12 protein-coding genes and 3 pseudogenes are annotated in these 13134 nt (G+C 60.5%); 7 read left to right on the top strand and 8 right to left on the bottom strand.

All coding sequences use genetic code 11. From position 1 onward, the window contains the following. Positions 1 to 32: 32 nt before the first annotated feature. Complete coding sequence (locus tag BFE01S_RS16450; RefSeq protein WP_028226464.1) at positions 33 to 1775, top strand: hypothetical protein; 1743 nt, start codon at positions 33 to 35, stop codon at positions 1773 to 1775. Between the two features lie 114 nt (positions 1776 to 1889). Continuing rightward, complete coding sequence (locus BFE01S_RS38900; protein WP_042337761.1) at positions 1890 to 2180, top strand: hypothetical protein; 291 nt, start codon at positions 1890 to 1892, stop codon at positions 2178 to 2180. Positions 2181 to 2286: 106 nt separating this feature from the next. Here BFE01S_RS38900 and BFE01S_RS44350 read toward each other — a convergent pair whose 3' ends face one another. Further along, positions 2287 to 2433 carry a hypothetical protein gene (locus tag BFE01S_RS44350; RefSeq protein ID WP_156967037.1) on the bottom strand — a complete coding sequence of 49 codons (147 nt, stop codon included), beginning with the start codon at positions 2431 to 2433 and terminating at the stop codon, positions 2287 to 2289. A gap of 138 nt (positions 2434 to 2571) precedes the next feature. Here BFE01S_RS44350 and glmS point away from each other — a divergent pair, with 138 nt between their 5' ends. Together glmS and glmU are read left to right on the top strand one after the other, a co-directional pair. Then, the gene (gene glmS / locus BFE01S_RS16440) at positions 2572 to 4389 is read left to right on the top strand and encodes a glutamine--fructose-6-phosphate transaminase (isomerizing) (RefSeq protein ID WP_028226463.1); all 1818 of its coding nucleotides are present in this window, start codon (positions 2572 to 2574) and stop codon (positions 4387 to 4389) included. Between the two features lie 61 nt (positions 4390 to 4450). Further along, positions 4451 to 4812, top strand: a pseudogene (gene glmU, locus BFE01S_RS45850) (bifunctional UDP-N-acetylglucosamine diphosphorylase/glucosamine-1-phosphate N-acetyltransferase GlmU); the annotation flags it as partial. Positions 4813 to 5213: 401 nt separating this feature from the next. Here glmU and BFE01S_RS38890 read toward each other — a convergent pair. Beyond that, positions 5214 to 6287 (bottom strand): acyltransferase family protein, encoded by a 1074-nt coding sequence (locus BFE01S_RS38890; protein ID WP_042337760.1) that lies wholly within the window; start codon positions 6285 to 6287, stop codon positions 5214 to 5216. Positions 6288 to 6298: 11 nt separating this feature from the next. After that, positions 6299 to 7510: a hypothetical protein gene (locus BFE01S_RS16425; protein ID WP_156967036.1), complete on the bottom strand. Its 1212-nt coding sequence runs from the start codon at positions 7508 to 7510 to the stop codon at positions 6299 to 6301. 905 nt (positions 7511 to 8415) lie between these two features. On the opposite strand from BFE01S_RS16425, the pseudogene BFE01S_RS46565 reads away from it, so the two are divergent. The 3 genes and pseudogenes from BFE01S_RS46565 to BFE01S_RS43115 form a co-directional block, all read left to right on the top strand. Beyond that, a pseudogene (locus tag BFE01S_RS46565) lies at positions 8416 to 8533 on the top strand (IS5/IS1182 family transposase); the annotation flags it as partial. A gap of 143 nt (positions 8534 to 8676) precedes the next feature. Then, positions 8677 to 9201 carry an outer membrane beta-barrel protein gene (locus tag BFE01S_RS43120; protein ID WP_084169949.1) on the top strand — a complete coding sequence of 175 codons (525 nt, stop codon included), beginning with the start codon at positions 8677 to 8679 and terminating at the stop codon, positions 9199 to 9201. A 253-nt stretch (positions 9202 to 9454) separates the two neighbouring features. Next, positions 9455 to 9625, top strand: a pseudogene (locus BFE01S_RS43115) (transposase); the annotation flags it as partial. 298 nt (positions 9626 to 9923) lie between these two features. On the opposite strand, the gene BFE01S_RS16415 reads toward BFE01S_RS43115, so the two are convergent. From BFE01S_RS16415 to BFE01S_RS16395, 5 genes are read right to left on the bottom strand one after another with little or no spacing between them, the layout of a single operon-like run. After that, complete coding sequence (locus BFE01S_RS16415; protein ID WP_028226461.1) at positions 9924 to 10667, bottom strand: IclR family transcriptional regulator; 744 nt, start codon at positions 10665 to 10667, stop codon at positions 9924 to 9926. Between the two features lie 39 nt (positions 10668 to 10706). Continuing rightward, on the bottom strand, positions 10707 to 11192 hold the full coding sequence (locus tag BFE01S_RS16410) for a hypothetical protein (protein WP_028226460.1): 486 nt from the start codon (positions 11190 to 11192) through the stop codon (positions 10707 to 10709). Then, complete coding sequence (locus BFE01S_RS16405; RefSeq protein WP_028226459.1) at positions 11189 to 11515, bottom strand: (2Fe-2S) ferredoxin domain-containing protein; 327 nt, start codon at positions 11513 to 11515, stop codon at positions 11189 to 11191. Before BFE01S_RS16405 ends, BFE01S_RS16410 begins: the two co-directional genes overlap by 4 nt. 12 nt (positions 11516 to 11527) lie before the next feature. Next, positions 11528 to 11827, bottom strand: a complete 300-nt coding sequence (locus BFE01S_RS16400; RefSeq protein WP_028226458.1) for a ferredoxin family protein — start codon at positions 11825 to 11827, stop codon at positions 11528 to 11530. Continuing rightward, the gene (locus BFE01S_RS16395; protein ID WP_028226457.1) at positions 11824 to 13134 is read right to left on the bottom strand and encodes an FAD-dependent monooxygenase; all 1311 of its coding nucleotides are present in this window, start codon (positions 13132 to 13134) and stop codon (positions 11824 to 11826) included. The genes BFE01S_RS16400 and BFE01S_RS16395 overlap by 4 nt, the downstream gene beginning before the upstream one ends.

The following is a 13134-nucleotide window of genomic DNA, read 5'->3' as shown; positions in this document are numbered from 1 at the left end:
GCCGCACGATTTCCACTTCTGAGGGACATCACATGGGACTTGTTCGCCGCCGTTTCCTCGCAGGTTCTCTCGCGGCCGGCGCGTCGGCCATCTCCGCGAGCGCGCAGACTGCGAAGCTGGATTCCGCGAGGCGTGACAGTGTATCGGTGTACGACTTCGGCGCGGTTGGCGATGGCGTCACCGATGACACGCAGGCCATCCAGCGCTGTCTAGCCTATGCGGCGCGCGCGCGGTGCCGGCGCGTCATGATCGGCGCGGACCATGTGATCACCGATCTGGACCTGACGCGGCTCTATTACGTCGGCCTCATCCTCGAAGGGACGAACGCGACGCATCAGCCAGCGCCAAACCATGCGAACTTCATCGTGTGCGGCAGCACTTCTCAAGGGCTCGACATCTCGGGCACGTCGGGGCTCGTGCTGCGCAACCTGACTTTCGCCGGCTTGCCGTCCGATCCGCCGTGCTGCGCGATTTTCGCATCGCGTATCGCCGGATCGATCGAAAGCTACGGCCACTCGCTGGAGAATGTGCGCTGCTACGGCCGCTATACGAGCGCGGCGGTCTATAACTACGCGGGTGAAGTGTGGAGCTTCCGGCAAGGGGATTTCCGCAACGACGCGGGCGCGGCCACGCTTTACTTCACGACGCGCAACTCGCTCGGTCTTGCATCGAAATTCCGCGCCACCGATGCACATGTTCGTCCGCTGACCGTGACGACGATTAGCAATCTGAACGTTTATCACACGTCGCCAAACGGCGCGGCGATCTGGTTCGAACAGGACCCGGGTTCGACGATCGATTCGACGGTGCAGCAGATCGCAATCGAGCATTGCTATGTGGTTGCGCGCGGCCATGCGCAGGCCACCTTCCGCTTCACGGACATCGTCGGAAGCGTACGGATCGTCGGTTGTACCGACGAATCGTTTGCGCGCGGCGACACGGATGCGGCCGCCGCCTGCATCGTGGTCGACGGTACGCGCACGCTGCGTGGCATGGCGCTGGAGGACAACGTGTTCTTTCCACGCACGTCCATCATCGATGCGCGCGCGCCGGTGCAGGACTATCGCGCGTCACAGAACTACGTGTGGAACACGCCGCGCTTCTGGCGTTTCACGCACCTCGCTAACGCGACGCACGCGACGCTGTTCCACAATGAATTCTTTATTGTCACAGGGCAGGCGGATCGGGTCGATGTGCGCGCGGTCGATGATGACACCGCCACGAACCATGTGCGTCTGGCGGGCATCGTGCAGGGTCACGACGCCACGCTGATTTCGCCGTTGCCGCCGCAAGGGCGGCTCGAGCCGCAACGCAGCGGCCAGGTGCTGTTCGATAGTGCTCATCAACGCTTCTTTATCGCTGTCGCAGCTGCGACAGCGGGCTCGGCAGTCGGGTCGTGGCGGGAAGCAGGCGAGCGGATGGTGGCGGACACGCTGCCGCAAAGCGGCAATTTTGCCGCGGGCCAGTTGATCTGGCGCGCCCGCCCTGCACCCAGAACGGGTATTGGCTGGGTCTGCATCGAAAGTGGTTCACTCGGCGAAACAGGCTTCGTAACCGGCCACGTGGAAGCAGGCTCGCGGTTGCTGCGCATTGAGCGCGGCGCGGTTCCCGCCGTGGGTTGCTACGTGCGTATCGAGGGATGTCCGGACACCGTGCAGATCGTCGCAATCGACGATGAGTTTTGCACGCTCGATACGGCCGTTTCCCGCGCAGCGAGCGGACGGGTGTATCTGCAACCGCCTGTCTTCGCTGAATGGGGCACGATCTCGGCGTAACAAACGATGATTCGCGTCGCGCCTGGATTGTGACTGGTGCCACTGCGCGCGGCAAAGCGGCGCCGTACGATTTTCGCAAGGAGTTTCGTTGCGACATCAATCAAGGTTTAAAAAATGAAAACAAAACCTGCTGCAAGCATCAAACGGGAACGGGACGGACTGATCTCTTCGTCGTTCACGACATCAACACTGCACGACGTGCTGTCCGACGAGGAGATAGAGCAGATCCAGCGGTGGACCGATGCGTGGTTCGAAGGCGCGCTGAAGCTGGGGTTCGTAAAGTGGCCTTATATGATCGACGACGCGATGGTCTCGAACATTCAGGTTTGCTACAGAATGAAGATGACACCAGAAGAAGCCGTGTTTTTCTGCTATCGCGTGCACGGCGAAAGCAAGCTGTTCTGACGTTTATCGATTATTTCCGACACATCGCATCGGACGTCGGGAACCCGCACCTACACTGGCAGCGCCGCAGCCAGGAGAGCATTGAAGCGTGCATGCACCCGTCCATTCATTTAGGGCGAACCCAATCGCAATGCTCTCCGTATTCGCTGCGCACGCGCATGCTTCCAGGCCCGCGCTGAATGCGCCCGGCCAGGCCGGCGGTCTCGCGAGCTACTTGGGCAACATTCCAGTTGCGCTTTCTGATGTCGATCATTTCGTGCTCCGGCACCTGATGGCTAACGTCAAGACACGGGCCTGCCGTGGTACCTGAAGTCGACGCGAATGACCGATAGCGTTGCCGATGAGCCGTTACACCGTCTCACTGATTCAGACTCTGGAGGATTGGCAACTCATGTGCGGCATTGTCGGCGCAATTGCGCAACGTAACATTGTCCCCGTTCTAATCGAAGGATTGCGGCGGCTCGAATATCGTGGTTACGACTCGTGCGGTGTGGCGGTACTCGCGGGTGGCGAGCCGCACCGCGCGCGCAGCGTGGCGCGTGTTGCCGATCTGGATGCGCAGGTGCGCGAGATCCGCCTCGAAGGCGTGACCGGCATTGCGCATACACGCTGGGCCACGCACGGCGCGCCCGTCACCGACAACGCACACCCGATCTTTTCCCGCGACGCGTTGGCGATCGTGCACAACGGCATCATCGAGAACTACGAACCGCTGCGCGAGATGTTGCGTGGCAGCGGCTATACGTTCGTCTCGCAGACCGACACCGAGGTAATTGTGCACCTGATTCATAGCGTCTATCGCGGTGACCTGTTCGCGGCGGTGCGCGAGGCGGTCACGCAGTTGCACGGCGCGTATGCGATCGCGGTGCTGCACAAGGACCAGCCCGACACGGTGGTTGGCGCGCGGCAGGGCTCGCCGCTGGTCGCAGGGCTGGGCGAGGGGGAGAACTTTCTGGCCTCGGATGCGCTGGCGCTCGCGGGCAGCACCGAACACTTCATCTTCCTCGAGGAAGGAGACGTGTGTGAGCTGACGCTCGGCGGGGTGCGCATCGTGGACCGTTCGGGCGCGTTCGTGACGCGCGAGATCCGTCATGTCGCGGTGTACGGCGGCGCGGTGGAACTTGGGCCGTATCGTCACTTCATGCAGAAGGAGATCTTCGAGCAGCCGCGCGCGATCACCGATACGATCTCGCAGATCGATCGCTTCGATGCGTCGCTGTTCGGCGCAGATGCGGGCAGGGTGTTCGCGGATATCGAAAGCCTGCTGGTCCTCGCATGCGGCACGAGCTATTACTCGGCGCTCACGGCGAAGTACTGGCTCGAATCGGTCGCGAAGATTCCGACGCAGGTCGAGATTGCCAGCGAGTACCGTTATCGCGAGTCGGTGCCGGATTCGAAGGCGCTGGTCGTGGTGATCTCGCAGTCGGGCGAGACGGCCGATACGCTCGCAGCGCTGAAGCACGCGCAATCGCTGGGTCATGTACATACGCTGGCGGTGTGCAATGTGGCGACGAGCGCGATTGTGCGGCAGACGGCGCTGTCGTTCCTCACGCATGCGGGCACGGAGATCGGGGTGGCGTCGACGAAGGCGTTCACGACGCAGTTGGTGGGGCTGTTCACGCTGGCGGTGACGCTAGGCAAGCTGCGCGGCCGTATGAGCGCGGCACAGGAAGCGGATTACATCCGTCAGCTGCGGCACCTGCCGGCGGCGCTCAATAGCGTACTGGTGCTGGAGCCGCAGATCATCGCGTGGGCGGAGGAATTTTCGCGCAAGGAGCATGCGCTGTTCCTTGGGCGCGGGCTGCATTACCCGATCGCGCTGGAAGGGGCGCTGAAGCTGAAGGAGATCTCGTACATTCACGCCGAGGCGTATCCGGCGGGTGAGCTGAAGCATGGGCCGCTCGCGCTGGTCACGGAGGCGATGCCAGTGGTGACGGTCGCACCGAACGACACGCTGCTCGAAAAATTGAAGTCGAATATCCAGGAAGTGCGGGCGCGTGGCGGTCAACTGTACGTGTTCGCGGATGCGGATGCGCACATCGTCAATGACGAAGGACTACATGTGATCCGCATGCCTGAGCACTACGGAGCGTTGTCGCCGATTCTGCACGTGGTGCCGTTGCAACTGCTCGCATATCACACTGCGTGTGCCCGTGGTACCGATGTCGACAAGCCGCGCAATCTCGCCAAATCCGTCACCGTCGAATGATCGCATATTGGCATCCTGCAGGACGAACAACGTGATTCCGACGGCGGGCACGGGCGAGTAGATGCGTTCCGCGTTGCCCCCAGGACTCCATCCTCTGGCCGGCCGGACGTTTGCGCCCATGCGGCGTGTGGTCGTGGTTGGACATGGTGCCGCTCACGCGGTTGACTGAACGCACGGCCCCGACGGTTATGGCGTGCTGACCGTCACACCTGACGATCCGACTGGTTATGGCCGGATGGTGCGCATCGTCGATGCAGAAGGATGCGACGCCCAGGCAGCAGCAGATCGCCGAGATCAACACTGGCATCATCGTCTCGCCGACCGAGCGACTCGCGGGACGGCTCGGCGCGCTGAAGGACGTGACGTGCAAGGCGAGTCCTATCTGACCATGAGTGGGAAACGCCTGGCATGAACAGCAATCTGTAACTGGCGGAACTGGCGCGCATCCATCAATGCAATCTGGCCCGACGAAGTTCGCGTGGGCAACTTTAGCGAAGTGAAGAACGTGTCGCCCGGATCTTTCGCGTCTTTCCTGTGATGCGCATCACAGCAACTGAATGAGTAGCACGGGATAATTTAATTGACGAGTTCTGGCTTGGCCCTCGGAGTTGCCAGAACTTTTTCCGCCGGCCTGGATGAGCTGGCTTTTTTTTGTCTACGCAAATTGCACCAGGCCACTTGGCCGCACAAACCGAACGGCACGGAATCAACAGTGCGAGACTGATGAGCTGAACGCGTGGCAACCCGGAATCGTGGCGCTGCACGAGCAGAAGGCGATAGTCAGGTAGAGAAAATCCATCGTCCTGAACTGAAACCCGATGAGTTCAATCTGCTGACAACGCGCGGCTGCCGCGCGATGGCGAGAACGTTCTGAATGTACGTCCGAGAGGCTTCTCGATGCCGTGATAGCAAAGGAGGGCGACGCATACTGATAGCAGCACGCTCACGGCGCATATGACGCTGCCCGGCAGCCGGCGATGCGTGTCGAGCATATCCAGCATCTTCACCGCGACCGGCACGGTAAAGACGTGGGTTAGATACAGCGAGTAGGACGCATTGCCTACCTGATTCAGCCATGCCGGCCAGCGGATGCGTTCCTCCAGCGCGACGGCGGCGGTAACCACGAGCGCGGCCGGCATGCCGAACGAGACGAACCGGTTTGCGTCTTCCATCCTCGGGCCGAGTACCCACAGCGCCGCAAGGGCAACGGCAAGCATCACGAATGCGGCGGATACGGAAACGCGCACACGCCGCGCGTACAGCGTGCCGATGATGACGCCGAACACGAACTCGAGCACGATAGGGCTCGTATAGGTCCGCAGCACGACATTCGTGACGCCGATGAGCCCGAGCAGCGACGTCGCGCAAAAGAACGCGCTGATCATCGCGACGCGCCGCCGGGCGATCCAGATCGCCGCTGCATACACCAGGTAGAACCACATCTCGTAGTTGAGCGTCCAGCCGACGTTGAGCACTGGCGCGGGCTCGCCGAGCGGATTGCGCCACGGTACGAACGCATAGGATGCGATCGCATGCGAGAGGCTGAATGTTGCCGCACCGAACACGCGCGGTGCAACGATCAGCAGCGCGACGAAAAAACTGGTTGTGGCCCAATAGAGTGGAATGATGCGCGTGAGGCGGGAAACGATGAAGGCGCGCGCGGCCTGCGCCGATCGCGGCATGTTGCTGGTCGTGACCGACATGACGAAGCCGGACACGACGAAGAAGATGTCGACGCCGATCTCGCCGTAACTCGCGATCAGTTGCGCAACCGGAATCGTCCATCCGTGCCTGACGATGTTCGCGCTCGCGTGGAAAACGACGACGAGCAGCGCGGCAACCGCGCGCAGCACCTGAATGGACTTCAGCTTGTGAAGCGCGTGGTGTTCAGCGGGCATGGGCTACCTGGTCAGCGAATGCTCCCCCGCACAGGAGCGAGGGAGGCAAGCCTCAGAAAGACGAACAGGGCGACCGACAACCACATTGGCGTGGTCACGGAGTTGGTTGCGTTGGCGGCGGCTCCGCGAATCACGAAGAAGGCAATCCAGCATGCTTGCGGAAGGAACGCGGCGAGCGTGAGCGGATCGCGCGATGTGAGCCATTTCAGCGCGCGGATCAGCAAGGCCCAGATCGCGCCGTAGATTACACCGGCGTAACCATGAGCCGCGAACGAATCCGCATACCATGTGAAGGGCATGTGATAGAAGCCGTCCGGCGTGATGAATCCGTAGAAGTCCTGAGCGAACTGGATCGCGGGATCGAACGAGTCTGGATCGATCTTCAGGAAGTAGTTGAAGGCCCCGGTCAGGAAACCCGCGATTGGCGTAGCGGTCGACAGATCCGACGCGCCCGTATACTTGTAGAACACCACATGCAGTCCGTGCGTGAGGAACATCTCGGGCAGCGCGGTCTCGCTGGCCGGACGCAGCAGTAGCAGCGCAAGGGCCACCGCGAGCATGGCGCTGCCGTAGATCGCCAGCTTCTTGCCGAGGTTGCGATCCGAATTGGCGAGCAGCAGGAGTACGAGCGGCATCATCGGCATCAGCAGGAACGAGCGTACGCCGGTCTTCAGGCAGAAGTAGGTGTAGATCAGCATGACGACAGCCATGAAAGCGTAACTGCGCATCAGATACGCCATCACGAGCGTCGACGTGCCGACGATCATCAACACCCAACCGTACGCGACGCCGCGATAGGACACATAGCCCGCATAATCGATCGAGCCAGACTCGAAGAAGTAGACGACCGCGCCGAGCACGAACACTCCGAAGTAGAGATTGCGGATGAGACCCGCATCCATGCCGATGTCCTGCCGCCTCAGTTCGAACGGTGTGCTGCCTATCGACAGCATCGTGAAGAAAATCAGATTGAATGTGGCGGCGTACAGGCTGACGTGCAGAAACGTCGTCTCGTCGATCTGATAGATCTTGCCGGTGAAACCCTCCTGATGCATGAAGGTGCCGCCCAGATGGAACACCAGGATCAGAAAAGTGTAATACGTGGCGATCAATGCAAAGAAGCCGCTAAAACGGTCGCGCCGAACCAGCCAACCAGACCACGCGAGCGCCACGGTTACGCTGACGAAATCGACGATGCTGGCGTTGCTCAAAGAAGTGGCCATGTCTTTAAGTCAAAGGGGAGGATCACAGGACTGCGGCAACTGCATGGAATGAATGAGGCTGCGGATATGTCCGGGTTCCGATGATATGTCCTGCTGGTGTTTAGACGAGTCAGTTCGCCGATCCATGAAGTATAGGGTTGGCAACTGGCCGGAAGCTTCTTCCGTCAGGATTTGTTGGAATTGGTTGCCGGGCAAGTGCGCTGCACAGTCTTCCCGCAGAATCACCGTGCCTGCACCAGGAGTCTGTTATCCAGGCTGCACTGTTGACGATGGCGCCGGTGACGGAAAATTTCGGCGCGTGCAATTTATGGTCGGATGACCGTAACTTTTGCACCGGTACCATCCTGCGTGGCTGCCAGGGCATCGAAGTGCAGCCAGATGAGTCCACCGTAGCGGGCGACGCCTGATCCTCCAGGTCGTCCTGAGCAAGGTCGTAGCCTGAAATGTCAGTGAGCCCGCTCCCATCTCTGATGCTGTTTCACGATAGGGCTTCCATTTCCATACTCGCCAATTTCAGACAAGTGCTGACGTTAACTGACCGAACAAGTTCGTTGGTCAGCGAGCTTGCGTAAACTCATGCTGTCCGATTGGAGCGTGTTTTTCACGAATCGACGCGAAATGGAATGGGCTATTCGGGATTTCGACGGAACAAATCACAGCACTGACCAGACGGCTTGGGGAACCCACCTTCTTGTGAGGGTTGCAATACATTGCGGTGATCTTTCGCAGCGCACTGCAGCCGTGGCGTAACACGGTTGACTTCGGGAGCGGAAAGGGGCGGGCGGCAATTCAGGCCGCCCGCAAGGCTGTGGTTAGTCTGCAGGACAGTAGTGGCTAGCAGATGCAGGAATCATGCTGAGTTGACGGTTGAGTATCAAGTATCGAGCTCACGGATAGGTCCACGTCGCAAGATGCGCTACCGGGGTGGGCCAGGAACACGGTACAACTGTTCACCCTGTTCCCGCTGGCGAATCTGGTGATCGTGCGCAGGCGCGCTGTGCGTCATGCCATGGGAGCAGTCCGCCTGGAGTGCAAAAAAACAGGAAGTCGGTCGCGAAGGTGCCCACAGTCTGCTCGAAGGCCTTCCCGTTTTAGAAATTGCGAGCCGAATCCGTCGGACTAGTCGACGATGAGTTCATTGATTGGTGTTTCCCTAAACTTAACTTATGAAAACAACTAACGTTGTATTCGCTACGATTGCATTCAGTACGATCGCCACCGCAGCATCTGCTCAAACGGTCGCCTCAAACTGGTATGTGACTCCAACGGTAAGTACTGTTATCAACAGTCCCCATCGTGAAGATCGTGTAGGTACGGCGGGCGGAGTTGCTCTCGGCAAAGTCTTGACCGACAACTGGAACATCGAGTTAGGTGGTCAATACTCGATGTTTGGGGCGCACGACAATCAGGCGGATATCGGCATCGATTCCCTCTATTTCTTTCAACGAAACCCTCTATTTTCTCCCTTTGCGACACTGGGGTTGGGCTATGTTTATGAGGGATCCTTACCAACTCACCGCAATGGCAGCTATGAACGCCTGATGTTGCGCGGAGGACTTGGTTTTACCACGAACATCACGAAAAATATCGATTTTCGCATGGACACGCGCTATCAGTGGCACGGCGCAAAATCGAACGCATCCGATTTGGGTGACTGGTTTATTTCAGCGGGCGTGAACTTCTACTTCTAATACTGCAGGGTCGAGAGCTGGCGCGCACACGTCAGGTTGCCGATGGCAGTTCCGCCGTTTTCGCAGGGGGTCTCAATCCGGCCGCCATTGGCCACGTATGGAGCGGGGCGTGACGGTTTCTGGCCGCACCGCTGCCTGGGAAGTACATTAGATCACGAAGCTAGAGACCGTGTTAGGCACTTTTCTTCGCACCTGGTAGACCTGGCGGAATGCCAGCACGCAAGCCTACCCCACGGACGTTTCGGACGAGGAATTGAGCTTTGCCGCTCCATACCTGGTCTTGGTGAACGAAGACGCGTCGCAGCGCCGATACGAATTGCGTGAGATGTTCAACGCGTTGCGCTGGATCGTGAGAGCGGGCGCACCGTGGCGTCTTCTGCCACATGAGTTCCTGCCGTGGGAGCTGGTCTATCAGCAGACAAAGTGCCTAACACGGTCTAGCAGGCTGTTGAAAAGCGCTCCGTTTTGATGACCAGGGTATCGGTTAAACGGATTTTGCATGCGGCTGGTTGCCGAATTGCCGACGGATTGTCCCGCTTGCCCGGCTGTCGAGCCGAGCGGCGGATAGCTCGCTTCGCGAGAGCCGTACCAGCGCGGCTCATCGCATGGCTCCTTGCGGCACCGCCGTCATTATTCGGGCCATGCGGGTCAGGTTGCTCACGCAGCAATGGCGCGTTGGCCTACGGTTGCCCCGCGCAGTCGGCTGCCGCCGTTCGCCGACCCTAACCCGCGGTTACGCCAACTGAACCATGATCGGTGCTTTGATCGGGAAACCCGCCGCCCATTTGCAGGCTCAATGCCTCTGCCGCCTCCCGAACCCTCACTGTCCATGCGCTCTGCACGCGTTCGGACGGAATGATCAATGCGATCGCACCCAGCACGTCGCCGAGTGCGCCGAAGACCGGTGCCGCGATCTCCGCCAATTCGGCGTCGCGATCGCCCTTGAGCAGAAGAACCTGTGCCTGGCGGATCCGCTGTCCCGAGGCTTCGTCACCGATGTGCGCGTAGGCGTCCAATACGCGACCTGCGGCACCTATTCCCGATGGTAGCAACCTGCCTGTTTCGATCGTGTCCCTGACGGGGTGGGGAGAGGCAACACGATAGAGGCAGAGTTGGAACTCACCACGTTGCACGAAGAACGCGGCGCTCTCCCGTGTCGTCTTGACCAATTCATGCAATGCAGCGACGGTCCAATCCGAGCAGGAGAAAGACCGCATATAGGCCGCGTGAAGTTTCGCCACGGTTGGTCCAAGGACGTAACACCCGTCTGGTTGACGGGCGACGAGCCGGGCATGAGTCAGCGAGGTGAGCAGACGCAGCAGGGTACTTTTATAAAGACCGGTACCTTCAGCGAGTTCACTTAACGACAGGTTGCCTTTGCCATCGGCGAGTGCCGAAAGCACGCTCAGTGCTCGATCAACGGCGGCAACGCCGACCTTTCCCGGTTTGTCTGCCGTTGGCGTCATCGGTTGGCCGCCCCCTAACATGATTGAGCCCGCATATCGTTACCGGGATCGGGAATGCTCAAGTAGCGCCTCGACTACGCCAAAGCCGAGCCTGTCTTCCGGGTCGAGCGCGCGCAGCTTGCCGACAAGCGCTGCTGCGGCAGCATGTTCGCCGCGGCGCACGTTGATGAACGCCAGCGCCTTCAGTGTGAATAACCAGAAGCGGGCCGGTCCCGGTTTTGAGAAGTCGGCGTCGTCGGGCTGCACCGTGCGCCAGTCCCGCGCGAGCGACGCCTGCTGCGCGGCCACGGCGAGCGCCTTGCACGCTACCTCTTCGGCCGGTTCCAGCTCGCCTCGGCTAGCGTGGAATTTGTACAGCAGGTAATACGGCGGCAGGCATTGCGGGAATGCAAGCACCGTGGTCCACAGCGCGGCACCCCCTTCGTCGTGAGCGGCGCCGCGCGCTACGTCGATCAGCCGACGCGCGGCGGGCGGCACCTCGCCGCCGAACAGTTCGGTGGACTCGATACCGGTGAAGAGGTTCACCACACTGTCTCCGGTGCAACGAGTCGCGCCACGGGCTCGCCGCGTTCGAGATGCGAGGCGAAAATCTCCTCGGCGTCGGCGGCCGTCACACCTCGATACAGCACGGCTTCCGGATAGACGAGCACATTCGCGCCATGGTCGCACGGACCGAGGCATCCCGAGTAGGTGATCGCCACCGTGTCATACGCGTTGCGCTTTTGCTGTTCGGCCCAGAGCGCCTGAAGGAGGGCGGTCGATCCCTTGCCGCCCGCGCACGAGCCGCGCGGGTGCTGAGGCGGGCGATTCTGGGTACACACGAAAACATGCCGTTGAGGTTTGCTCATCGCTGTGCTCTCCTAACCGAACTTGAACAGGATGCCGTGCCCGCCGCGCGGGTACTCCCATTCGATGTTGTTGTGGTCCGTGCAAAGAATGCGGCAACTGCCGCACTCCAGGCAGCCATCGGTGATCAGCGTGACCTCGCCATTGCCCTCGGCCTTGTAGCACGATGCAGGGCACACGAACGTGCAGCTCTTCGAGCCGCAGTCGTTCGTGCAGATATCCGTATTCTTGATGCGGATATGCGGTCGTCCCGCGTCGACGCGGTAGCGGTTCTGGAACAGCTTTTCTTCGACGTTGACAGTGACGGTGTTCATCGGAAGGCCCTCCAAAGTTTGTAGGCGTCGCCAACGAGCCCGCCGAGCGAGCGGTGCTTGCGGAAACTTGCCATCACCTCGCGCTTCTTGCTGGTCTTGTCGACGCCGTCGACGGTGATCATCGTGCGGGCGGCATTCGCGACGAGGTCCGGATACGTCGTGAAAAACTGCGGATTGTCGTGCAGGATGCCCGGCATGTCGCGGTACTTGTGCAGATCCTTCATCACGAAGCTGTTATCGAGCGCGGCCTTGTACGCCGAGAGCGCGTTCGCCCGGTAGCCGCGGCCGCTCACCCTGGCGGCGATGACGGTTTCGGCGGCGAGGCGTCCCGTCGTCATGGCGAGATTCGATCCTTCGCGGTGCGCGGCATTGACGAAGCCGCCCGAGTCGCCGACGATCATCCAGCCATTGCCGTACACGCGCGGAATGGCATTGAATCCGCCCTCGGGTATCAGGTGCGCGCAGTATTCCTTCATTTCCCCTCCGGCGATCAGCGGTGCGATCGACGGGTGCCGTTTCATCTGTTCGAGCAGTACATACGGACTCGTTTGGTTCGGATTCCTCTTGAAGTCGCTGAGCATGCAGCCCACGCCGATGGTCAGCGACTCCTTGTTCGTGTACAGGAAGCCGGTGCCCATCATGCCGTCCGTGATGCGGCCGATCATTTCGATCACCACGCCTTCCTCTTCGCCGATGTTGAAGCGCTGGCGGATTGTCTCCTCAGGCATGAAGAGAATTTCCTTGACCGCCAGGGCAACGTTGCGCGCCTCGATTTCGCCGTGAAAACCGGCCTTGCGCGCGAGCGTCGAATTCACGCCGTCCGCGAGGATGACGACGTCCGCGTAGACATCGCCTTGTTCGCGGTCGCACTGCACCCCGACGACCTGGTCGCCGTCCATGATCAGGTGATTGACGGTGGTTTCGCAGATCAGCAGCGCACCGGCTTCGCGCACTTTCGACGAAAACCACTTGTCGAACTGCGCGCGGATGATCGTGTAGCGGTTGTACGGCGGCTGGTTGTAATCGTCGCTGCGCACGTGCGTGCCGACGAACGACGTGTCGTCGAGCATCCACATGCGCTGCTCGATGATATGGCGCTCGAGCGGCGCGTCGTCGCGAAAGTCGGGGATGATCTCCTCGAGCGACCTGGCGTACAGGATCGCCCCCTGGACGTTCTTGCTGCCCGGATATTCGCCGCGCTCGATCTGCAGCACTTTCAGTCCGGCCTTGGCCATCACGTACGCCGCTGCGTTGCCGGACGGTCCGGCGCCGACGACGATCGCATCGAATTGCGAGGGTTTTTTCAT

Origin of the sequence: Paraburkholderia ferrariae NBRC 106233, from assembly GCF_000685035.1 — a bacterium.
Classification (GTDB): Bacteria; Pseudomonadota; Gammaproteobacteria; order Burkholderiales; family Burkholderiaceae; genus Paraburkholderia; species Paraburkholderia ferrariae.
This window is presented reverse-complemented; position numbering and strand designations above follow the sequence as displayed.